This window comes from Micromonospora sp. CA-246542, from assembly GCF_050942905.1.
In the GTDB taxonomy this organism is placed as follows: Bacteria; Actinomycetota; Actinomycetes; order Mycobacteriales; family Micromonosporaceae; genus Micromonospora.
Window position 1 is genome coordinate 3,135,479 of the sequence record NZ_CP192040.1, and the last position, 25,170, is coordinate 3,160,648.

The following is a 25,170-nucleotide window of genomic DNA, read 5'->3' on the forward strand; positions in this document are numbered from 1 at the left end:
CCATGTTCCCAGTCCGCGCGCGGAACGCAAACTGTGGGGCCGCGCGTCGCCGGATCACGCCGTGGCGGAAAACGCCTCGGCGTCGGGGCCGTCCTCCGGACGGGCGGTGGGCAACGGCCGACCGATGAGCGTCGCCACGCCGGTGATGTCCAGGATCGTCGCCAGGAAGCGGGGGACCGAGCGCAGCCGCAGCGCGGCGCCGACCGCCTGGCCCTCCCGCCAGGCGTGCACGATGACGGCGAGACCGGTGCTGTCGATGAAGGTCAGATCGGCGAAGTCCAGCACGATCGCGCGTGGCGCGTCGGCCAGGATCCGGTCGATCTCGGCGTGCAGAGGGGCCGAGGTCGCGTACGCCAGCTCGCCGCCGACGCGGATCAGGGGCACGTCGGGGTCGGACCGGTCGACGGCGACGCTCAGTGGCTTCGCGTCGGCCCTACGCCCTTCCGACAGCACGATCAGGCCCCTTCCCCCGGGCCGGCACTCCGACCGGCGCGAAGGGATCGTAACAACCGTCGAGCGGGGCCGCTCGCTACCGGAACCGGGGCCCGACCTGCTGTCGGATGCCGGTCACGGCGCACCGGCGTAGGGTGGGTGGCCAGGTGCACGTTCGGGTGGACGACAAGGAGTGAGGCTCAGCTGGTGACTGCTTCCGACGTCAGGGACTGGGACCCGGGCGACGGACGGATCTCCACGCCGAGTACCACACGGGCCCCGGCGTGGTCCGCCGACGCACCGTCCTGGTCCGCGCCCGCGCTGCCGCCGCTGGCCCCCGACCGTGACCCGGCCACTCCGGACTGGTCCGAGGTCGTCGAACACTTCCGCGAGGGCCTGGTGGTCTGCGACGCGGACGGTGTCGTCCGGCACGTGAGCCCGGTGGCCGAGCGGCTGTTGCCCGAGGTGGTACCCGGTGAACCGCTGGCCGCGTCCGGCGTGCCGGGGTTGGGCGAGGGCGTGCCCGGGAACTTCACCCACCACGACCGTCGACTCACCGCCCGCCGGGTGCCGCTGTCCGCCGGCCGCTGCTGCTGGTACGTCGAGGACGTCACCGAGAGCGTCAGCCGGGCCGACGCGTTGCTCGCCGAGCGGGCCCGGTCCGCCTTCCTGGCCGTGGTGGGCGACAAGCTGGGCAACCCGCTGCACCCCGACCGGGCCGCCGCCGCGGTCGTCCGACTCGCCGTGCCGACCCTGGCCGAGGTGGCGGTGCTGGTGCTCGCGCCCCGCGCGGGCGGGGCCGCTGGTGGCGGGCCACCCGGGTCGACGACGAGGCCCCGATGGTCGACAGCGGCGTCCTGACCGGCGGCACCCTCCCGCCGGCCATCGCCGACGGGCTGACCGGTGTCGAGCCGCACACGGTCGACTGGCTGGTGGAGCAGGCGGTCGACGCCGGCTGGCTGCCCGGCCTCACGGGCGTCGACAGCACCGCCCGGGTCGTCCCGCTGCCCGGCCGCGACACCCCCGTCGGGGTGCTGTTGGTCGCCCGGCGCTCCAGCCGCTGGTACGACGAGGACGACGTCGAGTTGATCCGGGCGTTCGCGGCCCGGGCCGGCGCGGCGTTGACCACCGCCCAGCTCTACCGCGACCAGGCGGAGGTCGCCGACACCCTGCAGGCCAGCCTGCTGCCGGTCGAGCCGACCGAGACCGCGGGCGTGCAGTGGGGCACCGCCTACCGTCCGGCGCAGGCGGGACTGCGCATCGGCGGCGACTTCTATGGCTCGCACCGGCTCGCCGACGGCGGTTCCGTCTTCTTCCTCGGCGACGTCTCCGGCAAGGGCGTCGAGGCGGCCGTGTTCACCGGTCAGCTCCGCCAGTGCCTGCAGGCGCTGCACCGGGTGGAGTCCCACCCGGGCCGGCTGCTGCGGCTGCTCAACGACGCCCTGTTCGAGACGACCCAGGCCAACGGCCAGGGCCGCTTCGCCACCATCGTGCTGGGCGTGGCCCGTCCGCAGCGCGACGGAGGCGTCACCCTCACGATGGCCGGGGGCGGGCACCTGCCGCCGCTCGTGCTGCGCGACTCGGGCGAGGTCGAGGCGGTGCCGCTGCGCGGCATGCTGATCGGGGTGGTGCCCGACCCGCGCGTCGGCGAGGTGACCGTACGTCTGGCGCCGGGCGAGACCTGCCTGCTCTACAGCGACGGCGTCACCGAGGCCCGTGGGGGTCGTCGCGGTGACGAGCAGTTCGGCGCGGAGCGGCTGGTGACGGCCGTGACGGGTTGCCAGCGCATGCCGGCGCCGGCCCTGGCCGAGCGCGTCGAGCAGGTCACCTGTGACTGGCTGGGGCACGGCGACCACGACGACATCGCCGTCCTGGCGCTGCGCGCGGTCAGCCCCGGCGGTCGTGCCGCGCGGCACCTGCACGCCGTTCCCGCCCCGACGACCGCCGACGAACAGAGGATGAGCCCCGCGTGACCGCCCCCGCCGCGACGACGGAACCGACCGACGCCTACCCCGGCTACCTGGCCTGCCTCGCCGACGCCGACGAGTACGCCGCGATCGACGTGGCGATCGGCCTGTTGGAGGCGGGCGTGTCGCCGGAGCGGGTGCTGCTCGACCTGGTCGCGCCGGCACAGGCCGAGGTGGGCGAGCGGTGGGCCCGCAACGAGTGGAGCGTGGCGCAGGAGCACGCCGCCACCCACATCAGCGAGCGGGTAGTTGCCGCCGTGGCGGCGCACGCCAAATCGCGTCCGACCGGCGGTCATGTCGTGGTGGCCTGCATGGACGGCGAGTGGCACGCCCTGCCGCCCCGGCTGGTGGCCGAGGTGCTGCGGCTCCGCGGTTGGCAGGTGACCTTCCTGGGCGCCAGCGTGCCGGCCGCGCACCTCGTGTCGTACCTGCACCGCAACGACGCGCAGGCGGTCGCGCTGGCCTGCGCGCTGCCGATGCGGCTGCCGCACGCCCACCGGATGATCGAGGCGTGCCGGCGTTCGGACGTGCCGGTCGTGGTCGGTGGGCGGGGCTTCGGCGCGGACGGCCGGTGGGCGGCCCGGCTCGGCGCGGCCTGGGCGCCGAACGCGCCGGCGGCGGCCGAGGTGATCGCCGACGAGCGGGCGCTGCGGCGGGTGCCGGCGGCGCGACTCGCGCACCTGGCCGATGACGAGTACGCGAGTCTGGTCCGCCGCCGTGGCGATCTGATCGACAGCGCGCTGACCGATCTGCGGGAGACGGCGCCGGCGACGCGCGAGTACACGGCCACCCAGCTCGACTCGACGGTGAGCGACCTGGGTCACATCCTGGACTCGCTGGCCGCCGCGTTGTACGTCGACGACGCCTCGCTGTTCACCGAGTTCGTCGACTGGCTCGCGGAGATCCTGACGAGCCGGCGGGTGCCGGCCAGCGCCGTCGCCCTGACCCTGGAGCACTTCGCCGCCGAGTTGCGGGACTACCCCCGGGCGGCGCACGCGCTGGAGCTGGGGCGTGCCGGGCTGGCCGCCGCGTCCCGTTCCGCCGGCTGACCCGGGTCGGCCAGACGATCACCACGCGCTGCGGAGCGTCGTACCCCCCTGCGTATACTTGCCGCACTGCAAACGTCCCACCCGCCGGTGGAGCGAGCGAGGGGGAGACGGTGACGTTCAGTGTCAGCGACGCCGGGCGCGACGGTGGTGTCGCCTGCCTGCGGCTCGCCGGTGAGCTGGACCTGAGCACCGCGGACGAGCTGACCGCCGCCATCGACCGGCTCACCGCGGACGGCGAGCGCCGGGTGTTGCTCGACCTCACCGACCTGAGCTTCTGCGACTCCACCGGGATGGCCGTGTTCGTCCGGGGCGACAACCAGGCGGCCGCCGACGGGGGCTGGCTGAGGATCACCGGCGCCGCCGGTCGGGTCGAGCGCGTGTTGCGGATCACCGGTCTGGCCGACGTGCTCCGCTACGTGCCCGACACGGCCGACCCGGCGTCCCACAGCGCCCTCTGATGGGCTAGATTTCCCCGCCAGCATGGTGACCGTCCGGTTTCCATGCTCCGCCGACCCGAGGCAGGTAGTGATGGGCGACAGCCCGCAGCCGGTACGCATCCTGGTGGTCGACGACGATCCCGGCGACGTGCTGATGATCGAGGAGGCGCTGGCCGACTCCGACGTCGAGAAGATCATCGACGTGGTGAGCGACGGCGAGGAGGCGATGGAGTTCCTCCGCGCCGAGGGTCGCCACTTGCAGGCCCGTCGGCCGGACGTGATCCTGCTCGACCTCAACATGCCGCGCATGGACGGGCGTCAGGTGCTCGGTGCGGTCAAGCAGGACGAGGATCTGCGGACCATCCCGATCGTGGTGCTGACCACCTCCAACGCGGACACCGACATCGTCGGCAGCTACACGTTGCAGGCCAACGCGTACGTCACCAAGCCGATCGACCTGGACGACTTCAACGACGTGGTGCGCCGCATCGACGAGTTCTTCGGCCGCGTGGTCGTGCTGCCCAAGCGCCCCTGATCCGCCCGTCCCGCGCATGCTGAACAATTTTCCCGAACCGCCTCGGTAGGTGTCGTCGCGCCCGAGGATCCAGGTGGGGAAGTAACAGCGGCTGCCTGGGGGCGACAGTATGAGGTTCTCCGTCGTGAAGACCGGCTACGACCAGCGACAGGTGGATTCCTGCCTGGATGAGCTGGGGATCAGGTTGTCCCGGCTGGCGGCGCGGGCGGAGGGCGCGGCCGGGGCGACCCGGGAGTGGGACGAGATCCGCCAGGAGGCGACCTGGCTCAGTGGGCTGCTCCAGCGACTGGACCTGGACGACGCCGCGGCCACCCGCGGGGCCGGCGACGTGGTGCGTCAGGAGGCGGACGAGATCCTGGCACAGGCCCGCCGCGCGCTGGACGAGGCCCGCGAGGAGGCCCGTCGGGTCCGGGAGCAGGCGTACGCGGATGCCGTGCAGGCCCGGCGTGACTTCGAAGAGGCGCTGCACGCGCGCCGCCGCCGCGAGGCCCTGGTGGACGAGATCCTCATCGGGGTGACGGTCGAGCCGGTGCCGGCCGACACGCCCACGGCGGCGGCCGGCACGGGCGTACCCGCGACCCGGGCGGCGGCCGGCGACCGGGACAGCGGGGCGCAGCCGCCCACCGGGCGTACGGCCCGCTGAGACCGCCTCAGGCGAGCAGCGCCGCCGCCACGGTGGTGGCACGGTCCTCGTGCGGGGCGTACGCGTCGGGGTACGCCGAGACCTGCACGGCCTGGGCGGCGGCGGTGAGGCTCATGTCCTCCCAGCCGGGGATCTCGGCGAGGGCGGTGTAGAAGGCCCGGGCGGCGTACGACGGGCGCATCAGCTCGGCGACCGTGCCCCACCCGCTGCTGGGCCGCTGCTGGAACAGCCCGACCGAGTCGTGGTCGGAGCCGCTGCCCTGGTGCGGGTACTCGCTCGACTCCGGCAGCACGTCGCTGGCCAGGTTGTAGAGGTTGCTCTCCTGCATCGCGGTGGCGAGCGCCACGACCAGGGCGCGACGCGGCATCTTCAGCTCCACGCCGACGTCCACGATGATCTTCGCGTTGTCCATCTGCTGCTGGTCGAGCCCGGCGACCGGGCGCGGCCGGCGGGGCTTGACCGGCTTCTTGGGCGCCTTGCGGGTGACGGTGGGCCGGGGGGTGGGCGAGGCCGTGGGGGTGGGGGTGGCCCGGGCCGGGGCGAGGTCGCGGTCCAGCGACCGGGAGGCGCGCTCGTCGGCGATGGCGGCACGGTCGGCCAGCGCGTCGGCGATCGGCCGGACGGGCTGCGGGGCTTCCTGCCCGTCGCGGGCGGCGGCGAACGCGCCCAGGCCGAGGCAGCAGGTGACGCCGGTGGCCAGGGCGATCCGGACCGGGGTGGAGCCGAGCAGGGCGCGGCGCGGCGGCGGTTCGGGGGCCCGGTGACGGCCGATCGTCCGTTCGGTTGATGCGGCGTCCCTCGTGCGGGTGGTCGAGGGCGCGTCGGTCAGCTTCTGGGCGGTGGGGTCGTCGGGATGCACCCGCCGAGGCTAGATAGTCGGCTGCCCGCTGCCACCGGCCCCAAGAGTGGCATGCGCCACAATTTGCCCGAATCCATGGTGCGGGACCGGTCGAACTCCGCTTATACCGGCATAACCTCGCCGATCAGGCGAGCCGGGTATTCCCGATTCGCCTGGTCAGACCGGTCACCGGGACATGCGCGCACGTCGCTGTGGCTCGCGCTCCGGCCCTCGTCCGACCGGTGGATGGTCGCATCCACCGAAAGGTGGGCCTCAGTGCCGGCCGTTCTCCGCCGGGCTGACCGTCAACCGGTGCCGCGTGTTGTCGCTGCTGGAGAAGGGCCAGAGTCGATCGGCGTACTCGACCAGGTCGGCCAACTGCGCCCGGCTCAGGCCGGCCGACGAGATCGAGGCGTGCACGTCGGCCCGGTACCGGCCGTCGTCGTCGCGCCCCAACCTCGCCTCGGCGCGCACCTGGACCGTGTGCGCCTCGTCGGTGATCTCCCCGGCCGCCTCCACGGCGGCGTGGTGCAGGCAGGAGGCGAAGGCCGCCGCCAACAGCTGCTCCGGTCTCAGGCCGGTGCAGTGCGCCGCCAGCGGCGACGCGAGCGGCGTGGAGAGCCCGCCGTCATCGGTTCGGACGTGGCCACCCTCGGCGGTGGCGGTGGCCTCGTGCAGCCAGGAACTCGGACTCGGCATCGCGTTCCTCCCGTCGCTCACCCGCCCGGCTACCCGGCCGGGGGCGGGCGAAACGCTCAGGTCAGCTCCCGTCGACGACCGACAGCGCCTCGGTGGGCTGCGCCGCCGCCCGCTCGGTCCACGGCGACGGCGACGGCGACGGTGGCCGTTGGGTGGGGATCGCCATCGGCACGTACACCCGGGCGTCCACGACCTCGGCCAGCAGGAGGGCCGCGACCAGGCTGGTCGGACGCTCGGCGGGATCGTCGTCCAGGCAGGAGCGGCACAACTCGGACACCTCGGGCGGGAGGCCGTCGACCTCCGGCAGCGGCTCGGGCGGCCGGGACCGGCGCGCGGCCAGCAGCTCGGCCGGGGTCTGGGCCCGGTAGGGGAGACGACCGGTGAGGCAGTAGTAGAGCAGCACGCCGAGGGCGTACATGTCGGCGGCCGGCGTGGCGGGGGCGCCGTCGAGCTGTTCGGGCGCCAGGTACGCCGGGGTGCCGAGCAGCATGCCGTCGGGCATCGGGTCCGCCGTGCCGGTCGGGGTGGCGATGCCGAAGTCGAGGACCTTCACCCCCGCCGGGGTGAGCATGACGTTGGCCGGCTTGACGTCGCGGTGCACGATGCCGCTCGCGTGCGCGGCGGACAGCGCGGCGGCGACCTCCGCGCAGACCCGTACCGAGATACGCCAGTCCAGCGGGCCCGCCCGCAGGTGCGCCGCGAGGGTCTCGCCCTCGGCCAGCTCCATGACGATGTAGGGGGCCTGGCGGCCGGGAAGCGTCGAGGAGGTGCCGAAGTCGTGCACGCTCGCGACGTTCGGATGCACCAGCCGGGCCGCCGAACGGGCCTCCGTGCGGATCCGGTCCACCGTGTCGTGGTGGCCGTCCGGGCCGGGCGCGATCAGCTTCACGGCGACCGGTCGGTCCAGCACCCGATCGTGGGCCCGCCACACCTCGGACATCCCGCCGACGCCGATGCGCTGTTCGAGCTGGTACCGCCCGTCCAGCGTCCGCATCGTCAGCTCCTCGTCCTCGTCCCACCCGGCGGCGGGGCCTGGGAATCGCGGTACCCGGGGGCCGAGCTGGGCAAACCGCGACGGCCGCCGATCACGCCGTACCTCGGCCGGGGTCGCCGCCGGGTGCGGTAGCTTGCGACCCAGGGCCGTACGCACCGAGCGTGCCGGCGTCGTCACGCAAGGGAGCGCCGCGATGGGTGAGGTCACCGTACGCTTCGTCGGCGGTCCCGCGGACGGGCTGGTCCGCGCGGTACCGGCCGAGCCGGACGGCGCTCCTCCGCACCGGTGGATCATGCGGCATCCGGGCGGCACCGGCCCGACGCAGCCCGGCCCCGACCACCTCTACGAGCGCGACCAGCCCGACGGCCAGGGCGGGTGGAGCATGCGCTTCGTCCGGACCGACGCGTACGGGGTGTCCGAGTGACCACGGTCGGAGGCTGAGCGGTGGCCCGGCGGCCCGGCCGCACAGCTGGCACACAGGCGGCGCAGAGGCGCGACACAGCGGAGGTGTCCACGATGGGGGGCATGGTCATCCAGGGGCAGACCGTGCCGGGCCGGATCGAGTTGCGCCGCCCGGACGGTGAACCGGTCCGCGTGCTGGTGGTGGACGACGAGGCGACGCTTACCGATCTGCTCTCCATGGCGCTGCGCTACGAGGGCTGGCAGGTGCGCAGCGCCGGCAACGGCATGGCGGCGTTGAGCGCCGCGCGGCAGTTCCAGCCGGACGCCGTCGTCCTCGACGTCATGCTGCCCGACCTCGACGGCTTCCAGGTGCTGCGTCGGCTGCGCGAGCACGCCCCGACCGTGCCGGTGCTCTTCCTGACCGCCCGGGACGCCGTCGAGGAGCGCATCGCCGGGCTGACCGTGGGCGGCGACGACTACGTGACCAAACCGTTCAGCCTGGAGGAGGTGATCGCCCGGCTCCGCGCGCTGCTGCGCCGCTCGGGCTTCGCGGTCGCCGCCCACGAGGAGGCGCTGCTGACCGTCGGCGACCTCAGCCTCGACGAGGACAGTCACGAGGTCCGCCGTGCCGGCCAGCTCGTCACGCTGACCGCGACCGAGTTCGAGCTGCTGCGCTACCTGATGCGCAACCCGCGCCGGGTGCTCAGCAAGGCGCAGATCCTCGACCGGGTGTGGAACTACGACTTCGGCGGCCAGGCCAACGTGGTGGAGCTGTACATCTCGTACCTGCGCAAGAAGATCGACGCCGGGCGACCGCCGATGATCCACACGCTGCGCGGCGCGGGCTATGTCCTCAAACCCGCCGACTAGGGCACTCGCCCGGCTGCGGCGCTGGTGGGCCGGCCGACCGCTGCGGACCCGGCTGGTGCTCGCCCTGGTGGCGCTGCTCGCCCTGGTCAGCGTCGCCATCGGCGGGCTCACCACGCTGGCCCTGCGGCACGTGCTGGTCGCCCAGGTCGACACCCAGTTGACGATGGGGGACCGGCCGCGCGACCTGCCGCCGTGGTTCCGCCCGGGAGGCGACCCCGGGCGGCCCTCCCCACGGCCGGGCGTGGCCGCACCGACCCCGCCGGAGCCTCCGCGCGGCTTCCCGCCGGGCTCGCTCGCCGTCCGCCGTGCCGACGGCGTCACCACGGCGACGCGGAGCACCGCGAGCGGCAGCCTCGCCGACGTGCCCGCCGCCGACGCCGCACGGCTGGTCGCGCTGCCCACCGACGGCCGGCCCCGCACCGTCACCCTCGACCAGGGGGACGTCCGGGCGGTGGCCCGGCAACTGCCCAACGGGGTCGTGGTCGCCGTGGGCATTCCGCTCAGCGGCGTGCAGGACACCGTCTGGGCGCTGGTCGCCGCGCAGGCCGGGGTCGTCGGCCTCGGCCTGTTCCTGGCCGGTGGCGCGGGCGCGTTGATCGTCCGGGCCACGCTGCGACCGCTGAACCGGGTGGCCGCGACTGCCGCCCGGGTCACCGAGCTGCCACTGGACCGGGGCGAGGTGGCGCTCGCCGTCCGGGTGCCGGCCGCCGACACCGACCCGCGTACCGAGGTCGGCCAGGTCGGCGCGGCGTTGAACCGGATGCTGGGCCACGTCGCCGACGCGCTGGCCGCGCGGCAGGCCAGCGAGACCCGGGTACGCCAGTTCGTCGCCGACGCCAGCCACGAGCTGCGCACTCCGCTCGCGGCGATCCGTGGGTACGCCGAGGTGGCCCGGCGGGGCCGCGACGAGGTCCCCGCCGACGTGGCGCACGCCCTGCGCCGCGTCGAGTCCGAGAGCGCCCGGATGACCAGCCTCGTCGACGACCTGCTGCTGCTGGCCCGGCTCGACGCCGGCCGGCCGCTCGCGGCGGACCCGGTCGATCTGTCCGCCCTCGTGGTCGACGCGGTCAGCGACGCGCACGTCGCCGGCCCCGAGCACCACTGGCGGCTCGACCTGCCCGAGGTCGTCATCCGGGTGCCCGGCGACGCCGCCCGCCTGCACCAGGTGGTGGCGAACCTGCTGGCCAACGCGCGCGTGCACACCCCGCCCGGCACGACTGTCACCACCACTCTCGCCGTGGAGGCGGACGCCGCCGTCCTCACCGTCGCCGACGACGGGCCGGGCGTGCCGGCCCAGCTGCGACCGGAGATGTTCGAGCGGTTCGCCCGGGGTGACAGCTCCCGCTCCCGGGCGCACGGCAGCACCGGGCTCGGCCTGGCGATCGTGGCGGCTGTCGTCGAGGCGCACCACGGCACGGTCGGCGTCGACAGCCGTCCCGGCCGGACGGTGTTCGCCGTCCGCCTGCCGGATCCCACAGCTGACGCATAGGCGGCGCACGGGGTCCCGCCAGTTCGGCCGCCAAGGCTGGCGGCATGGACCGAACAGACACCCTGTCGACGACGCCCGGCGACCCGGTCGGGCCGCCGCACCCGAGCACGCGCCCCGAGGAACATCCGCCTCCGGCCGGCCGTGCGGCGACCTGGACCCGGCCCGCTCTGGTGGCCCTGCTCCTGGGCACCGGCCTGCTCTACCTCTGGGGCCTGGGCGCCTCCGGCTGGGCCAACTCGTTCTACGCTGCCGCCGTGCAGGCCGGCTCGGTGAGCGGCAAGGCGTTCTTCTACGGCTCGTCCGACGCGGCCAACTCGATCACCGTGGACAAGACGCCCGCCTCGCTCTGGCTGATGGCCCTGTCGGTGCGGATCTTCGGGTTGAACAGCTGGGCGATGCTCGTCCCGCAGGCGCTGTGCGGGGTCGCCTCCGTCGGCGTGCTGTACGCGAGCGTGAAGCGCTGGTACGGGCCCGTGGCCGGCCTGATCGCCGGAGCGGTACTCGCCGTCACCCCGGTGGCGACGCTCATGTTCCGTTTCAACAACCCCGACGCCCTGCTCGTGCTCCTGCTGCTCGGCGGCGCGTACGCCACCGTGCGCGCGGTGGAGACGGCGAGTACCCGGTGGATCGTGCTGGCCGGCGTGCTGGTCGGGTTCGGCTTCCTGACCAAGATGCTCCAGGCTTTCCTGCTGGTGCCGGTGTTCGCCGGCGTCTACCTGCTGGCCGCCCCGACCGGGCTGTGGCGGCGGGTGCGGCAACTCCTGCTCGCCGGCCTCGCGGTGGTGGTGTCCGCCGGCTGGTGGGTGGCCGTCGTCGAACTCGTCCCGGCCAGCGCGCGTCCGTACGTCGGCGGGTCGCAGGGCAACAGCATCCTGGAGCTGACCCTCGGCTACAACGGTCTCGGCCGGATCACCGGCGACGAGGTGGGCAGCGTCGGCGGCGGCGCCGGACGGATGGGCGGTGGCGGCGGGCCGTTCTCGGGGCGGACGGGCCTGCTGCGGATGTTCGACGGCGAGGTCGGCGGTCAGATCTCCTGGCTGCTCCCGGCCGCGTTGATCCTGCTGGTCGCGGGCCTGCTGGTGGCCGGTCGGGCCGCGCGTACCGACCGCACCCGGGCCGGTCTGCTGCTGTGGGGTGGCTGGCTGCTGGTCACCGGACTGATCTTCAGCTTCATGTCCGGGATCTTCCACGCCTACTACACCGTGGCGCTCGCGCCGGCCGTCGGCGCGCTGGTCGGCATCGGCGTCACCCTGCTCTGGCGCCAGCGCCGACCGCGGCCCGCCCCGGCCGCCGACGCACACGAGGAACCGGTGGTGGTGTCCCGGTGGCAGCGGTGGCGTCCACTGGCCGCCACGGCGACCCTCGCCGCCACCCTCGCGGTCACCGTCTGGTGGGCATGGGTGCTGCTCGGGCGCAGCCCCGACTGGTACCCGTGGCTGCGTGCCGTCGTGCTGGTCGCCGGCCTGCTCGGCGCGGCCCTGCTCCTGTGGACCGTCCGACTGCCCCGGTGGCTGGGGGCCGTGGCACTGGGCGTCGGCGCGGCGGCGGCCCTCGCGGGGCCGGCGGCGTACGCGGCGCAGACCGCCGCGACCCCGCACACCGGCTCGATCCCGAGCGCCGGCCCGGCGGTGGCGGGCGGATTCGGCCGCGGTGGCTTCCCCGGCGGACGACCGCCGGGCGGCATGGGGTTCCCCGGCCGCGGGCAGTTCCCCGGCGACGGCCGCAACGGCGCGTCGGTGCCGGGCGGCGAGAACCGCAACGGCAACCAGGACGGTGGGCGGTTCCCGGGCCTTCCGGGCGGAGGACAGATGCCCGGTGCTCGCGGCGGCGGCATGGGAGGTCTGCTCGACGCCCGCGAGCCCAGCGCCGCGCTGCGCGAGTTGCTCGAGCGCGACAGCGACGACTACACCTGGGTGGCGGCCACCATCGGTTCCAACAACGCCTCCGGCTATCAGCTGGCCACCGGCGAACCGGTGATGCCGATCGGCGGGTTCAACGGCAGCGACCCGTCACCGACCCTCGCCCAGTTCCAGCGCTACGTCGCCGACCGCAAGATCCACTACTTCGTGGGCGGTGGCGGCTTCCGCGCCAACGGTGGCAGCTCGGCCTCGCAGGAGATCTCCACCTGGGTCGAGGAGACCTTCACGGCACAGACCGTGGACGGGGCCACCGTCTACGACCTGAGCACCGGCGCGGACGCGTCGTGACCGCGCTCGGCGGCCCGCGTTCCGCCGTCCGGACCCGGTCCACCACCGGCGGGGCGGTGCTGGACGTGGTGATCCCCGTCCACAACGAGGAGATCGACCTCGGGCCGTGCGTACGCCGGCTGCACGCCCACCTCACCGAGCACTTCCCGTACCCGTTCCGAATCACCGTCGCCGACAACGCCAGCGTGGACGGCACCCTGACGGTCGCCGAGGGCCTCCGCGCCGAACTGCCGGGCGTCGAGGTGCTGCACCTGGGCGCCAAGGGTCGGGGGCGAGCGCTGTCCGCCGCGTGGTCGGCCTCGTCCGCGCCGGTGCTGGCGTACATGGACGTGGACCTGTCCACCGATCTCGCGGCGCTGCTGCCGCTGGTCGCGCCGCTCATCTCCGGCCACTCCGATCTGGCGATCGGCACCCGACTGGCGCGTACGTCCCGGGTGGTTCGCGGCGCCAGACGGGAGGTCATCTCCCGGGCCTACAACCTGCTGCTGCGCGGCACGCTGTTCGCGCGGTTCTCCGACGCGCAGTGCGGGTTCAAGGCGATCCGCGCGGACGTGGCCGGTGAGCTGCTGCCCCTCGTGCGGGACACCGGGTGGTTCTTCGACACCGAGCTGCTGGTGCTGGCGCAGCGGGCCGGGCTGCGCATCCACGAGGTGCCGGTGGACTGGGTCGACGACCCGGACAGTCGCGTCGACATCGTCGCCACCGCCCTGGCCGACCTGCGGGGGATGGGTCGACTCGGGCGGTCCCTGGTGACCGGCGCGCTGCCCCTGGCCGAGCTACGTGCCCAGCTCGGTCGGGCACCGCTGGCCGCGCCACCGGCACAGGTGCCGGTCGGGCTTCCCGGGCAGCTGGTCCGGTTCGCCGCCGTCGGGGTGGCCAGCACACTGGCGTACCTGCTGCTGTTCGTGACCACCCGGGGCGCCCTCGGCGCGCAGCCGGCGAACCTGCTGGCGCTGTTTCTGACGGCGGTGGCGAACACGGCCGCGAACCGACGGCTGACGTTCGGGATCACCAGCAGCCGGAATGCCGGTCGGCACCACGCGCAGGGGCTGCTGGCGTTCGGCCTCGGCCTGGCGTTGACCAGTGGCGCGCTGGCGGCGCTGCACGCGCTCGTCGCCGTACCCGCCCGGTCGGTGGAACTGGCCGTGCTGGTGGTCGCGAACCTGGTCGCCACCGTGCTGCGCTTCGTGCTGCTGCGCCTGGGCATGCACCACCGGCGCAGCTAGGCCAGCATCTGCGCGAGGACCTCGACGACGCGCCGGGTGTGCCGCCCGTCGGGGTCCTCGTCGGGGTTCAGGTCGGTCACGCTCATCCCGAGCAGCCGGTCGGCGCGCGCCAACGGCGTGACCAGTGCGACGAGGTCCGCCCACCGTGGCCCGTCCGGCTCCGGGTAGGTCACCGCCGGCAGGTCGCGCGGATCCACCACGTCCAGGTCGAGGTGCAGCCAGGCCGGCCCGTCGTCGCCGTTGGCCAGGCCCGCCCCGACCGCCCCGGCACCGAGGCGCAGCAGGTCGGCGGCGGGCACCTGGTGGATCGCCGGGTCGATCCGGGCCGCCTCGACACGGCTGTCCTCGTCGGTGGGCGGTCGGTGGCCGAGCAGGTGCACCCGGGCGGGGTCGAGCAGCGCGTCGTCGACGCCGATCGCGGCGGCCGGGCCGTGCCCGGTGACCACCGACAGGTCCATGTCGGCGGCCTCGCCGGTCGGCGACGTCGCGCCGTCGAGGAAGTCGGGATGCGCGTCGACGAACCACAGCTCGGTCGTGCGGGGCAGCGCGCGGCAGATGCCGGGCAGGATCGCGCAGTCGCCGCCGAGCACCAGCGGTCGGTGACCGTCCGCGATCAGCCCGCCGATCCGTGCGCTGATCGCGGCGCCGGCCCGGACGAGGCCGGCGGCGTCGATCACCCCGCTCGCCGGCTCCCGGTTCGGGTCCCGCAACCGGGCCTCGTCGATCTGCCCGTCGTCGTCGGCGGCCAGGGCGTCCAGCAGGCCGGCCCGACGCAGGGCGGCCGGCGCCCGTTCCTCGCCGCGCCGAGCGCCGGAGGAGTCCAGTGGCGCGTCCACGACCATCCAGCGCACGCTTCGCAGCCTACCGACGCAGGTCGCTTCCTGTGGCCGGGCTGGGAGTCCTCGGATGTGGGCGCGGTGGCGCGGACGAGCAGCGTACGGTGATGGACAAGTCCGGCTTACTGGGTCAAAAGCCTCATTGCTACCGCCCCGGGACGCCGGTGTCGAGACGGGCGAGGGGAAGGAGCGGTCGGTGATCCATCTGGCCTACCTGGACGCGGGATCGGGCAGCCTGATCGTGCAGGCCGTCGTCGGCGGGGTGGCCGGCGTCGCGGTCGCCGCCAAGCTCTACTGGCGGCGGCTGGTCGACCGGTTCCGCCGGCAACCCACCGACCAGCGGTAACGGTCGCGGCGACCATGACGAGCACACCCACCGGGGTACGCCCCGAGCCCGCCTCCTTCCGCGACCCCGCCAACCGGGTCTTCCACGTCGGCGACGAGGTGCTGCGTGGCCTCGACGCCCAGGCCGCCGCGCACTGGCGCACCCTCGCGGCCAGCCCGTTCTTTCCCACCCTCGTCTCGGCGGGCAAGGTCTGCGCCACCGAGGACGCCCCCGCGACGCTGGCGCCCGCCGCCGGCCCCGAATGGGCGGCGGTGCTGCGCCACGAACGCATCCCGTTCGTCTCGCACCCGTACGAGTGGTCCTTCGCCATGCTGCGCGACGCCGCGCTGCTGCACCTGGAGATCCTGCGTACCGCCCTCGCCGAGGGGTTCACCACCAAGGACGGCTCCGCCTACAACCTCCAGTGGCGCGGCGCGAAACCCGTCTTCATCGACATCGGCTCCTTCACGCCGGTCCGCGACGGCGAACCGTGGGCCGGCTACCGCCAGTTCTGCCAGACCCTGCTCTACCCGCTGCTGCTCACCGCGCACCTGGGCGTGGACTTCCAACCCTGGCTACGCGCCCAGGTGGACGGCATCGAGGCCGAGCAGTTGCGTCCCCTCTTCGGCGGAACCCGTCGGCTGCGCCCCGGCGTCCTGACCCACCTGCACCTGCACGGCGCCATGCAGCAACGCAACGCCGCCGCCAGCACCACCGACGTCAAGGCCCAGCTCCGGGCCGCCGGCTACTCGCGCCAGTTGCAGGCGGCCACCGTACGCGGCATCGAGAAGCTGGTTCGCCGCCTGGAGCACCGCCCCTCCGGCAGCCACTGGTCGGACTACCAGCGCACCTGCGGCTACTCGGCCCGCGACCGGGTCGCCAAGGAGCAGTTCGTGGTCGCCGCCGTGGCCGCCGCCGGCCGTCCCCGCCTGGTGCTCGACCTCGGGGCCAACGACGGCCGGTACTCCCGACTGGCGGCCGGGCACGCCGACTACGTGGTCGCCGTCGAGCAGGACCCGGCGGTGGTCGACGAGCTGTACCGGGCGCTGCGCTCCGAGGGGCAGCAACGGATCCTGCCGCTGGTGGTCGACCTGGCCGACCCGTCCCCGGGCGGCGGCTGGCGCGGCGTCGAGCGGGCCGGCTTCGCCCAGCGGGCGTCGGCGGACGTCGTGCTCGCGCTGGCTCTCGCGCACCACCTGGCGATCGGCCGCAACGTGCCGCTGCCGGAGGTCGTCGACTGGCTGGCCGGGCTGACCGCTCCCGGCGGGGCCGTGGTGGTGGAGTTCGTCCACCCGGACGACCCGATGGCCGCCCGACTGCTGGCCAACAAGCCCGACGGCCTCTTCCCGGACTACCGGCGGGACACCTTCGAACGGCTCCTCGCCGCCCGGGGCCGGATCACCGACCGGCTGGAACTGCCCTCGGGCACCCGCACGCTCTACCGGACGGTGATGGGTGGCTGACCCGCCCGTCGAGCCCGCGCCACCCGCCTCGTCACCGTCGACCCGGCCACCCGCCGCTGTCGGGCGGGGGGAGCGGGGGTGGCGCGGGGAGCTGGGTCGGGTGCTGGAGATCGTCGCGCTGGTCGGGCTGGTCGTCACCCAGCCGCTGCTGGACGTGCTCGGCCGCAGCCCCGACTTCTTCCTGTTCCACCGCGCCGACACCGGCCAGATCCTGCTGCTGGTCACGCTGGTGGCGCTCGTACCCACCCTGCCCGTGGCGGCGCTGGGCGCGCTCAGTCGACTGGTCGGCCGGACCGCCCGCGCGCTCACCCACACGGTGCTGGTGGGCCTGCTGGTCGCCGCCCTCGCCGTGCAGGTGGGCCGGCACGTGACGACGCTTCGGGGCGTACCCCTGCTGGGGCTTGCCGGTCTGGCCGGTGTGGCCGGCGCGGCGGCGCACCGGCGGTGGCGGGCCCCGGGCCGCGCGCTGCGACTGGCCGCCGCCGGGCCGGTGGCGTTCGTGGCGCTGTTCCTGTTCGTGTCGCCCACCTCGGCGGTCGTGCTGCCGCGCGGCGACGGCGGGGCGGTCGGCACCGCGCAGGGCACCGCCGTGCACCCGCCGGTGGTCATGCTGATCCTCGACGAGCTGCCGCTGGTCAGCCTGCTCGGCGGCGACGGCCGGATCGACGCGGCCCGGTTCCCGCACTTCGCCGAGTTGGCCGGAGCGTCGACCTGGTACCGCAACGCCACCGGGGTCAGCGGCTGGACGCCCAACGCGCTGCCGGCGATGCTCACCGGTCGCTACCCGGCGCGGTCGGTGGCACCGCACTACTCGCAGTACCCGGACAACCTCTTCACCGCCTTCGGCGGCCTGTACGACATCCAGGCCGAGGAGAGCATCACCCGGCTCTGCCCACCCAGCCGCTGCGAAGAGCCGGTCGCACCGGAACAGGGCCTCGGCGTGCTGGTGAAGGAGACCGGCAAGCTGCTCGGCCGGGTCGCCGGGCCGACGGAGAGCGCGGTCGACCCGGAGGACTCGTACCGGGAGCGGACGCGCGCCGAGGCCGGCCTGGACGCCGCCGAGCCGGTACCGGCCGACCCCAAGTTCCGCTGGGACAGCCTCGACGACAACCAGCCCGCCCGGTTCACCAGCTTCCTCGCCGGGTTGAAGCCGCAGCCCCGGCCCACCCTGCACTTCCTGCACCTGCTGATGCCGCACTCCCCGTGGGCGTACCTGCCGTCCGGCGCGCGGTACGACGCACCCGAGGACCTGCCCAACGACGGCGCCGGCTGGATCGACCTGGCCCGTCAGCGCCACCTCGCCCAACTCGGCTACACCGACCGGCTGATCGGCGAGACGCTGCGCACACTGCGCGCCAGCGGCCTCTACGACCAGGCCCTCGTCGTCGTCACCGCCGACCACGGGGTGAGCTTCACACCGGGCGCGCAGGGCCGGGGGATGGACGCCATCAAGGCAGCCGCCGGCGAGGTCGCCTGGGTGCCGATGTTCGTCAAGGAACCACGGCAGCAGAACGGCCGGGTGGACGACCGCAACTGGGAACACGTCGACCTGCTGCCCACCGTCGCCGACGAGGCCGGCATCCGCCTGCCCTGGCGGGTCGACGGTCGCTCCGCCCGCCAGAGCCCGCGCGCCGACGCCACGAAACACTTCTACGACACCCCCGGCGAGGCGGTCACCTTCCCCGGCGGGGTACCCACCCCACCGCCGCTGCCGACACCACACCGGCTGGTCGGCACCGAGGTACGCGCCGGCCCCAGCGGCGGCAGCGCCCGCGTCGCCGACCTGGCCGCGTTCCGGGCCACCGACCCGGACACCGGCACCCTCCCGGCGCTCATCTGGGGTGACGTCCCCGACGCCATCCCGGACGGCACGCTGCTGGCCGTCGCCGTCAACGGTCGGATCGGCGCGGTCGTCCCGGTGGTGCCGACCGACCCGGGCGGGCGTCGGTTCGCCGCGCTGCTCACCGACGACCGGCTGTTCCACGCCGGCACCAACCAGCTCGACGTCTACCAGGTCACGGCCACGGGTACGCTGCGCCGCCTGGCGCTGTCCTGAAACCGGCTGTCCGTCGGACTGCCGGGGACAGGTCGTTTGCGGCTTTCGTGGGCTTCCCGCCTGCCGGGATTGCGGGTTTCCCGGCCTGCTGGTCGGGAATCGGGTGACGCATACCTCACCGCCGAACCACGGCGGGCAGTGTCCCCCGAGCCGCAATTACGGTAGAAGCGAAGGCAATTCAACGTAGATCTGCCGGCGAAGCGAGGAACCACATGACGGAAGTCAAGCTCGACCACCCCGGCGGGCAGCTGTCGATGCCGGTGCATTCCGCGGTCGAGGGCCCCGCTGGCATCGGGGTGAGCAAGCTGTTGAAGGAAACCGGGATGACGACGTACGACCCCGGTTTCGTCAACACCGCGGCTGCCTCATCCGCGATCACCTACATCGACGGCGACGCGGGCATCCTGCGTTACCGGGGGTACCCGATCGAGCAGCTGGCCGAGAAGTCCTCCTTCCTGGAGGTCTCGTACCTGCTCATCTACGGTGAGCTGCCCACCGAGCAGCAGCTGACCGAGTTCACCGAGTGGATCCGGCGGCACTCGCTGCTGCACGAGGAGATGCGTCGGTTCTTCGACGGCTTCCCCCGCGACGCCCACCCGATGGCGGTGCTGTCGTCCGCCGTGAGCGCGCTGTCGACCTTCTACCAGGACAGCCTGGACCCGTTCGACTCCGAGCACGTGGAGATCTCCACGGTCCGGCTCATGGCGAAGGTCCCCACCATCGCCTCGTACGCGTACAAGAAGTCCATCGGGCAGCCGCTGCTGTACCCGGACAACTCCCTCGGGTACGTGGACAACCTGCTGCGCATGACGTTCGGCGTGCCGGCGGAGCCGTACGAGGTCGACCCGGTCATGTCGAAGGTGCTGGACATGCTCTTCGTGCTGCACGCCGACCACGAGCAGAACTGCTCCACGTCGACCGTCCGGCTGGTCGGCTCCAGCAACGCCAACCTGTTCGCCTCCGTCTCGGCGGGCGTGAACGCGCTGTTCGGCCCGCTGCACGGCGGCGCGAACCAGGCGGTGCTGGAGATGCTCCAGCAGATCCACGCTGGCGACGACGACGTCCGGTCCTTCGTCCGCAAGGTCAAGGACAAGCAGGACGGCGTCAAGCTGATGGGCTTCGGCCACCGGGTCTACAAGAACTACGACCCGCGGGCGGCGATCGTCAAGAAGGCCGCGCAGGACGTGCTGGGCCGGATGGCCAAGCCGGACCCGCTGCTGGACATCGCCATGGAGCTGGAGGAGATCGCCCTCGCCGACGACTTCTTCGTCTCCCGGCGGCTCTACCCGAACGTGGACTTCTACACCGGCCTGATCTACAAGGCCATGGGCTTCCCCACGAAGATGTTCACGGTGCTCTTCGCGCTCGGCCGGCTCCCCGGCTGGATCGCACAGTGGCGCGAGATGATCAGCGACCCGGAGACCAAGATCGGCCGTCCGCGGCAGGTCTACGTCGGCGCCGCCGAGCGGGACTACGTCCCGTTCAACGAGCGCTGACCTCCGCTCCTGGCACGACCACAGGCCGTCGACCCGATTCGGGGTCGGCGGCCTGCGTCGTTCCCAGGGTCCTGCCGTGCGGTGGTCCGTGACGCTTCTGCGCGGTGGCCCGCGGTGGCCCGCGGTGGCCCGGGGTGGCCCGCGGTGATTCGGGGTGGCCCGCCGTACCCCGGGTCTGTTGTTCGCCTCCTGTCGAGCTGCCCCGGATATGGGGCGCGGAGTGGCGGGTTCACCCCCACCCGATCCCGGTCGTGCCGGCGGGCCGGTTCGCGAGCGTCGGCCCGGCGGACGGCGCACCGCTGCCCGGACCCGGCCGCACCGCCCCTTGTTGAGCGACCTCGACGGTCGGTCGCGCCGCTTGTCGATCAAGGTGGCGTCCAGGTCCGTGGACCTGCCGGTCACAGTTACCCGGGGCTTCGGGCTCGCGGCGGGCAGCCGCCCGCAGCGGGGCAGGGCAGCCGCCCCATTTCTGGGGCAGCTCGACAGGGGACGCACCAGAGACCTGGGGGCGAGACCGGAGGTGTGCGGCCGGGCTCAGAAGGCGGCGATGTCGCGGGCTCGTTCGCTGCGGCTGAGCGCGCCGATCAGCGCGGACTGACCGTGCCGGCGGACGGCCAGCCGGACCAGCAGGTCGCGTACGGGGTCGAAGACCTCCGGCGGGAAGACCGGCGTGGGCACGCCGACGCTGACCGCCAGGTCGTCCGAGTGCACGACGATCTCCAACTGGCGGGTGAGCAGGAAGTCGGCGCGGCGCAGGGACCAGCCCTGCCACGGGATCGGCACCACGTCGACGGCGGCTCCCCGGGTCAGCAGGTCACCGACCTGCGCGAGGGCCTCGGTGGAGCGGGCGTGCAGGTCGTCCGGTCCACGGACCGCGTCAGCCTCGTCCGGGCCCTCGGCGACCGCGTCCTGGTCCGGCGTGCCCTCAGTGACCCAGGAGGCCCGTTCGTAGTGGTCGTCGGCCGAGTCGAGCGTGGGCAGCTCGGCGGGGGTCGGCAGCAATTCCGCCGCACGGATCGCCTGCCGTCCGAGGTGGCACGCCAGACCACCCACGGACAGGTGCGGCAGGGCGCTCGGGCGCGACCACCGCGCGGCGACCTCGGGGTGCCGGATCAGGTCCAGCGCGATCGAAGCGGCGACCGGGAAGGCCGAATCCAGGGAGTCGACAGGATGAGACATCCGCACAGTCTGGCAGCCCCGGCTGCCCGCCGCCGGGCGGCGCCGCCCGACCGCCGCCCGGCGATCGACTCGCCTTGCCGGAAGTCGGGGTGTCCCAGGACGTCGGACACCCCGACTTCATGAAACCCGGGTCGATCACCCGATCGGGGCCTCAGCGGAGGCCGGCGGCGGCCAGCAGGTTGCCGTCGGGCAGCGCCGGAAGCGCCCGGCCCTGCGACATGCGCTGTTCGGCGCGCTCGGTCGTGAACGCGGCGTCGTTGGCGATGGCGGCGCCGTAGCTGGCGGCGGTGCGCTGGGCGATGGCCGTCCAGCCATACTGCTCGGTGACCATCCGACGGGCTCGGCGGGCCATGGCGCGCGCCCGTTCGCGGTCGGACAGCAGCGCGTCGACGGCATCGGCGAGGCTGTCCGGGTCGTGCGGGCGGAACGTCATGCCGGTCGCTCCCGACTCGACGATCTCGGCGAGACCACCGGTGGCGGCGACGGCCAGGGGCGCACCGGCGGCGGCCCCTTCGAGGGCGACCATGCCGAACGGCTCGTAGATGCTCGGCACGGCGAAGCAGTCGGACGCGGCCATCAGCGCCGGCAGGTCGGTGCCGCCGAGGAAGCCGGGCATGCTGACCATGCCGCCGAGGCCACGGCGGTGCACCTCGGCCTCCAGCTCGGCGCGGTACGGGCCGTCGCCGGCGATCACGGCGCGCAGCCCGGGGTGCCGCTCGCGCAGCCGGGGGAGGGCGGCGACCAGGTGCTGGACGCCCTTCTCGTACACGAGGCGGCCGGCGAAGGTGACCAGCGGGCCGTCCTCGGCGAACCGGGCGCGCGCCGCCGCCACGTCGCGTGCCGGCACCTTCCAGCGGTACGACTCGACGCCGTTGGCGACCACGTCGACCCGGCTGGCCGGTACGCCGAACAGGGCGTTGACCTCGTCGCGCATGTAGCCGGAGCAGACAATCACCCGGTTGGACTCGCTGCTGAGCCACTGCTCGACACCGTGGATGGTGCGGTTCATCTCCTCGGGCAGCCAGCCCTGGTGCCGGCCCGCCTCGGTGGCGTGGATCGTGCTGACGAGCGGGATGTCCAGGTGGTCGCGCAACGTCATCGCGGTGTGCGCGACGAGCCAGTCGTGGGCGTGGATGACGTCGTAGGCGCCGGCCTGGGTGGCGCGCAGGGCCGTGCGGGTGAGGGTGTGGTTGAACGCCATGGTCCAGGCCAGCAGGGAGCCGGTGGCCAGGGGGAACGTCACCGGGTCTTCGGGGGCGCGCAAGATGCGCACGCCGTCGGCGTACTCCTCCAGGGGCGCGCCCTCGGTGTGGCGGGTGACGACGGTGACCTCGTGCCCGGCGGCGGCCAGGGCCACGGACAGGGCGTGGACGTGGCGGCCGAGGCCGCCGACCAGCACCGGCGGGTACTCCCACGACAGCATGAGGATGCGACGGGTCTGCGGCGGCACACCGGGCCCGCGCTGCGCCGGCACGGCGGAGCCGGGCTGCGCGGACGGACCGGGCGAGGTCGAAGGCTGGGGCCGGGAGGTCACGGTGGGTCGGTGGGTCCGGTCCTTGGTGGCAGCGAGCTGCTCATCGACCCGCAGGGTCGTCACATCTGTCTCCGTCCAGGCATGGTGGGGCGCGCCGGCGTCAGTGGCGGCGGAGAGGGTGGAAAAAGGGTGGCCGAGGGCCGACGGGCGCACGCGGGTGCGTGTCCCCCGACAAGCAAAGGCCATCGGACGCCGGTTCGCATCTCGAAATCGGCCATGGTGACGGAAGACACCTGAGGGTGTAGCGCGCATCAGACAGGTGGATTCCGGTCACCGCCTGAAAGGATGGATTGGCGCGCCCGGAGCGGGGGCACTACCCGCTTGCGCGCGGGCCGCTGAGCCGGCGCGCACATCACCATGGCTTGAGGGAGCGACATGCAGGTCTGGCCGGGCGAGCGGTATCCCCTGGGCGCCACCTACGACGGGATGGGCACCAACTTCGCCATCTTCTCCGAGGTGGCCGAGCGGATCGAGCTGTGCCTGTTCGACGAGTGGGACACCGGCGCGGAGCGTCGCGTCGAGTTGCGGGAGGTCGACGCGTACGTCTGGCACGCGTACCTGCCGGGCATCGAGCCGGGGCAGCGCTACGGCTACCGGGTGTACGGGCCGTACGACCCGGCGAACGGGCTGCGCTGCAACCCGCACAAGCTGCTGCTCGACCCGTACGCCAAAGCCATCGACGGTGACGTCACGTGGGACCCGGCGGTGTACGACTACGAGCTGGGCGACCCGGAGACGATGAACGAGACCGACTCGGCGCCGTTCATGCCGAAGTCGGTGGTGGTGAACCCGTACTTCGACTGGGGCAACGACAAGCCGCCGCGCACCCCGTACCACCACTCGGTGATCTACGAGGCGCACGTGCGCGGGCTGACCATGCGACACCCGGACATCCCGGAGGAGCTGCGCGGCACGTACGCCGGGATCGCCTCCCCGCCGATGATCGAGTATCTGACCCGGCTCGGGGTGACGGCGATCGAGCTGATGCCGGTGCACCAGTTCGTGCACGACCACCGGCTGCACGACCTGGGTCTGCGCAACTACTGGGGTTACAACACGATCGGCTTCTTCGCCCCGCACCACGGCTACTCGGCGCTCGGCCGTCTGGGACAGCAGGTGCAGGAGTTCCGGGGCATGGTCAAGGCGCTGCACGCGGCGGGCATCGAGGTCATCCTCGACGTGGTCTACAACCACACCGCCGAGGGCAACCACCTCGGGCCGACGTTGAGCTTCAAGGGCGTGGACGCGCCGAGCTACTACCGGCTCAGCGAGGAGGACCGCCGCTACTTCGTCGACTACACGGGCACCGGCAACAGCCTGAACGTGCGCGCCCCGCACTCGCTGCAACTGATCATGGATTCGTTGCGGTACTGGGTGACCGAGATGCACGTCGACGGGTTCCGCTTCGACCTGGCGGCCACCCTGGCCCGCGAGTTCTACGAGGTGGACCGGCTGTCCACGTTCTTCGAGGTGGTGCAGCAGGACCCGGTGGTCAGCCAGGTGAAGTTGATCGCCGAGCCGTGGGACGTCGGCCCCGGCGGCTACCAGGTGGGCAACTTCCCGCCGTTGTGGACGGAGTGGAACGGCAAGTACCGGGACACCGTGCGGGACTTCTGGCGCGGTGAGCCGGCGACCCTGGCCGAGTTCGCGTCGCGGATCTCCGGCTCGGCCGACCTCTACCAGGACGACGGCCGCCGCCCGTTCCACAGCATCAACTTCGTGACCGTGCACGACGGGTTCACCCTCACCGACCTGGTGTCGTACAACGACAAGCACAACGAGGCCAACGGCGAGGAGAACCGGGACGGCGAGAGCCACAACCGGTCGTGGAACTGCGGCGTGGAGGGCGACACCGACGACGAGGCGGTGCTCGCGCTGCGGGCCAAGCAGCGACGCAACTTCCTGGCCACGATCCTGCTGTCGCAGGGTGTGCCGATGATCGGGCACGGCGACGAGTTGGGGCGTACCCAGCACGGCAACAACAACGTGTACTGCCAGGACAGCGAGCTGGCCTGGGTCGACTGGGACAACGCCGACGAGCAGTTGCTGGACTTCGTCCGCACGCTCACCGACTTCCGCAAACGCCACCAGGTGTTCCGTCGTCGCCGGTTTTTCACCGGCCTGCCGGTGGGCGGGCGTGGCACCGACGAGCCGCTGCCCGACCTGGCCTGGCACACCCCGGACGGGCGGGAGATGACCGGCGACGACTGGGGCAACGACTTCGGCCGGTCGGTGGCGCTGTTCGTCAACGGCGAGGGCATCCGTGAGCGCGGCCAGTACGGCCAGAAGCACCACGACGCCTCGTTCCTGTTGTGCTTCAACGCCCACGACGCGCCGTTGGACTTCACGATGCCGGGCAGCGAGTACGGGCAGAAGTGGGAACGGGTCATCAGCACCGCCGAACCGGAGCCGGGCGACGCCACGGTGATCAGCGCGGGCGGCACCATCCGGGTGCCGGACCGGTCCCTCGTCGTGTTGGAGAGGATGATCTGA

The 25,170-nt window shown here is 73.3% G+C and carries 21 protein-coding genes and 1 pseudogene; 15 read left to right on the forward strand and 7 right to left on the reverse strand.

Annotated elements, in window-relative coordinates; all coding sequences use genetic code 11:
* Positions 1 to 54: 54 nt before the first annotated feature.
* On the reverse strand, positions 55 to 453 hold the full coding sequence (locus tag ACQP0N_RS14675; RefSeq protein ID WP_433120811.1) for an STAS domain-containing protein: 399 nt from the start codon (positions 451 to 453) through the stop codon (positions 55 to 57).
* Between the two features lie 186 nt (positions 454 to 639).
* Between ACQP0N_RS14675 and ACQP0N_RS14680 the strand changes: the two are divergent.
* From ACQP0N_RS14680 to ACQP0N_RS14700, 5 genes and pseudogenes are all read left to right on the forward strand, one after another.
* Positions 640 to 2,405, forward strand: a pseudogene (locus ACQP0N_RS14680) (SpoIIE family protein phosphatase).
* A complete protein-coding gene (locus tag ACQP0N_RS14685) occupies positions 2,402 to 3,448 on the forward strand; it encodes a cobalamin B12-binding domain-containing protein (RefSeq protein WP_433120813.1) in 1,047 nt (348 codons plus the stop codon). Before ACQP0N_RS14680 ends, ACQP0N_RS14685 begins: the two are co-directional and overlap by 4 nt.
* Before the next feature lie 110 nt (positions 3,449 to 3,558).
* Positions 3,559 to 3,906 carry an STAS domain-containing protein gene (locus tag ACQP0N_RS14690; RefSeq protein WP_433120815.1) on the forward strand — a complete coding sequence of 116 codons (348 nt, stop codon included), beginning with the start codon at positions 3,559 to 3,561 and terminating at the stop codon, positions 3,904 to 3,906.
* Positions 3,907 to 3,976: 70 nt separating this feature from the next.
* The gene (locus ACQP0N_RS14695; protein ID WP_355052356.1) at positions 3,977 to 4,420 is read left to right on the forward strand and encodes a response regulator; all 444 of its coding nucleotides are present in this window, start codon (positions 3,977 to 3,979) and stop codon (positions 4,418 to 4,420) included.
* Positions 4,421 to 4,529: 109 nt separating this feature from the next.
* Positions 4,530 to 5,063 (forward strand): ATPase, encoded by a 534-nt coding sequence (locus ACQP0N_RS14700; protein ID WP_433120817.1) that lies wholly within the window; start codon positions 4,530 to 4,532, stop codon positions 5,061 to 5,063.
* 7 nt (positions 5,064 to 5,070) lie between these two features.
* On the opposite strand, the gene ACQP0N_RS14705 is transcribed toward ACQP0N_RS14700, so the two are convergent.
* The 3 genes from ACQP0N_RS14705 to ACQP0N_RS14715 form a co-directional block, all read right to left on the reverse strand.
* On the reverse strand, positions 5,071 to 5,922 hold the full coding sequence (locus ACQP0N_RS14705; protein WP_433120819.1) for a hypothetical protein: 852 nt from the start codon (positions 5,920 to 5,922) through the stop codon (positions 5,071 to 5,073).
* Positions 5,923 to 6,174: 252 nt separating this feature from the next.
* On the reverse strand, positions 6,175 to 6,600 hold the full coding sequence (locus ACQP0N_RS14710) for an OsmC family protein (protein WP_433120821.1): 426 nt from the start codon (positions 6,598 to 6,600) through the stop codon (positions 6,175 to 6,177).
* A gap of 61 nt (positions 6,601 to 6,661) precedes the next feature.
* Complete coding sequence (locus ACQP0N_RS14715) at positions 6,662 to 7,594, reverse strand: serine/threonine-protein kinase (protein ID WP_433120823.1); 933 nt, start codon at positions 7,592 to 7,594, stop codon at positions 6,662 to 6,664.
* A gap of 193 nt (positions 7,595 to 7,787) precedes the next feature.
* Between ACQP0N_RS14715 and ACQP0N_RS14720 the strand changes: the two genes are divergently transcribed.
* The 5 genes from ACQP0N_RS14720 (at position 7,788) to ACQP0N_RS14740 (ending at position 13,788) form a co-directional block, all read left to right on the forward strand.
* Positions 7,788 to 8,018 carry a hypothetical protein gene (locus tag ACQP0N_RS14720; RefSeq protein WP_433120825.1) on the forward strand — a complete coding sequence of 77 codons (231 nt, stop codon included), beginning with the start codon at positions 7,788 to 7,790 and terminating at the stop codon, positions 8,016 to 8,018.
* A 101-nt stretch (positions 8,019 to 8,119) separates the two neighbouring features.
* Positions 8,120 to 8,866, forward strand: a complete 747-nt coding sequence (locus ACQP0N_RS14725; protein ID WP_357172268.1) for a response regulator transcription factor — start codon at positions 8,120 to 8,122, stop codon at positions 8,864 to 8,866.
* Entirely contained in the window at positions 8,844 to 10,355 is a 1,512-nt protein-coding gene (locus ACQP0N_RS14730; protein ID WP_433120827.1) for a sensor histidine kinase, read from the forward strand. Before ACQP0N_RS14725 ends, ACQP0N_RS14730 begins: the two co-directional genes overlap by 23 nt.
* Before the next feature lie 44 nt (positions 10,356 to 10,399).
* Entirely contained in the window at positions 10,400 to 12,562 is a 2,163-nt protein-coding gene (locus tag ACQP0N_RS14735; RefSeq protein ID WP_433120829.1) for an ArnT family glycosyltransferase, read from the forward strand.
* The gene (locus ACQP0N_RS14740) at positions 12,559 to 13,788 is read left to right on the forward strand and encodes a glycosyltransferase (RefSeq protein ID WP_433120831.1); all 1,230 of its coding nucleotides are present in this window, start codon (positions 12,559 to 12,561) and stop codon (positions 13,786 to 13,788) included. The genes ACQP0N_RS14735 and ACQP0N_RS14740 overlap by 4 nt, the downstream gene beginning before the upstream one ends.
* Here ACQP0N_RS14740 and ACQP0N_RS14745 read toward each other — a convergent pair.
* Complete coding sequence (locus tag ACQP0N_RS14745) at positions 13,785 to 14,630, reverse strand: arginase family protein (RefSeq protein WP_433121631.1); 846 nt, start codon at positions 14,628 to 14,630, stop codon at positions 13,785 to 13,787. The genes ACQP0N_RS14740 and ACQP0N_RS14745 overlap by 4 nt on opposite strands.
* A gap of 190 nt (positions 14,631 to 14,820) precedes the next feature.
* Between ACQP0N_RS14745 and ACQP0N_RS14750 the strand changes: the two genes are divergently transcribed.
* The 4 genes from ACQP0N_RS14750 (at position 14,821) to ACQP0N_RS14765 (ending at position 19,964) form a co-directional block, all read left to right on the forward strand.
* Positions 14,821 to 14,970, forward strand: coding sequence for a hypothetical protein (locus tag ACQP0N_RS14750; protein WP_167517342.1), 150 nt, complete (start codon positions 14,821 to 14,823; stop codon positions 14,968 to 14,970).
* 14 nt (positions 14,971 to 14,984) lie between these two features.
* Positions 14,985 to 16,412, forward strand: coding sequence for a methyltransferase (locus tag ACQP0N_RS14755; protein WP_433120833.1), 1,428 nt, complete (start codon positions 14,985 to 14,987; stop codon positions 16,410 to 16,412).
* Positions 16,405 to 18,468, forward strand: a complete 2,064-nt coding sequence (locus ACQP0N_RS14760) for a sulfatase-like hydrolase/transferase (protein ID WP_433120835.1) — start codon at positions 16,405 to 16,407, stop codon at positions 18,466 to 18,468. The genes ACQP0N_RS14755 and ACQP0N_RS14760 overlap by 8 nt, the downstream gene beginning before the upstream one ends.
* A gap of 212 nt (positions 18,469 to 18,680) precedes the next feature.
* Complete coding sequence (locus tag ACQP0N_RS14765; RefSeq protein ID WP_355052368.1) at positions 18,681 to 19,964, forward strand: citrate synthase; 1,284 nt, start codon at positions 18,681 to 18,683, stop codon at positions 19,962 to 19,964.
* A gap of 534 nt (positions 19,965 to 20,498) precedes the next feature.
* Here ACQP0N_RS14765 and ACQP0N_RS14770 read toward each other — a convergent pair.
* Both ACQP0N_RS14770 and ACQP0N_RS14775 read right to left on the reverse strand, forming a co-directional pair.
* Positions 20,499 to 21,143, reverse strand: coding sequence for a maleylpyruvate isomerase N-terminal domain-containing protein (locus ACQP0N_RS14770; RefSeq protein WP_433120837.1), 645 nt, complete (start codon positions 21,141 to 21,143; stop codon positions 20,499 to 20,501).
* 151 nt (positions 21,144 to 21,294) lie between these two features.
* Positions 21,295 to 22,740: a glycosyltransferase family 4 protein gene (locus ACQP0N_RS14775; protein ID WP_433120839.1), complete on the reverse strand. Its 1,446-nt coding sequence runs from the start codon at positions 22,738 to 22,740 to the stop codon at positions 21,295 to 21,297.
* 312 nt (positions 22,741 to 23,052) lie between these two features.
* Between ACQP0N_RS14775 and glgX the strand changes: the two genes are divergently transcribed.
* On the forward strand, positions 23,053 to 25,170 hold the full coding sequence (gene glgX, locus ACQP0N_RS14780) for a glycogen debranching protein GlgX (protein WP_433120841.1): 2,118 nt from the start codon (positions 23,053 to 23,055) through the stop codon (positions 25,168 to 25,170).

Bases quoted from the DNA above. Each gene is read 5' to 3' on its own strand.
- ACQP0N_RS14695 (WP_355052356.1), top strand. From the start codon at position 3,977: ATGGGCGACAGCCCGCAGCCGGTACGCATCCTGGTGGTCGACGACGAT.
- ACQP0N_RS14700 (WP_433120817.1), top strand. From the start codon at position 4,530: ATGAGGTTCTCCGTCGTGAAGACCGGCTACGACCAGCGACAGGTGGAT.
- ACQP0N_RS14710 (WP_433120821.1), bottom strand. From the start codon at position 6,600: ATGCCGAGTCCGAGTTCCTGGCTGCACGAGGCCACCGCCACCGCCGAG.
- ACQP0N_RS14715 (WP_433120823.1), bottom strand. From the start codon at position 7,594: ATGCGGACGCTGGACGGGCGGTACCAGCTCGAACAGCGCATCGGCGTC.
- ACQP0N_RS14720 (WP_433120825.1), top strand. From the start codon at position 7,788: ATGGGTGAGGTCACCGTACGCTTCGTCGGCGGTCCCGCGGACGGGCTG.
- ACQP0N_RS14725 (WP_357172268.1), top strand. From the start codon at position 8,120: ATGGTCATCCAGGGGCAGACCGTGCCGGGCCGGATCGAGTTGCGCCGC.
- ACQP0N_RS14730 (WP_433120827.1), top strand. From the start codon at position 8,844: ATGTCCTCAAACCCGCCGACTAGGGCACTCGCCCGGCTGCGGCGCTGG.
- ACQP0N_RS14735 (WP_433120829.1), top strand. From the start codon at position 10,400: ATGGACCGAACAGACACCCTGTCGACGACGCCCGGCGACCCGGTCGGG.
- ACQP0N_RS14745 (WP_433121631.1), bottom strand. From the start codon at position 14,630: ATGGTCGTGGACGCGCCACTGGACTCCTCCGGCGCTCGGCGCGGCGAG.
- ACQP0N_RS14755 (WP_433120833.1), top strand. From the start codon at position 14,985: ATGACGAGCACACCCACCGGGGTACGCCCCGAGCCCGCCTCCTTCCGC.
- ACQP0N_RS14765 (WP_355052368.1), top strand. From the start codon at position 18,681: ATGACGGAAGTCAAGCTCGACCACCCCGGCGGGCAGCTGTCGATGCCG.
- ACQP0N_RS14770 (WP_433120837.1), bottom strand. From the start codon at position 21,143: ATGTCTCATCCTGTCGACTCCCTGGATTCGGCCTTCCCGGTCGCCGCT.
- glgX (WP_433120841.1), top strand. From the start codon at position 23,053: ATGCAGGTCTGGCCGGGCGAGCGGTATCCCCTGGGCGCCACCTACGAC.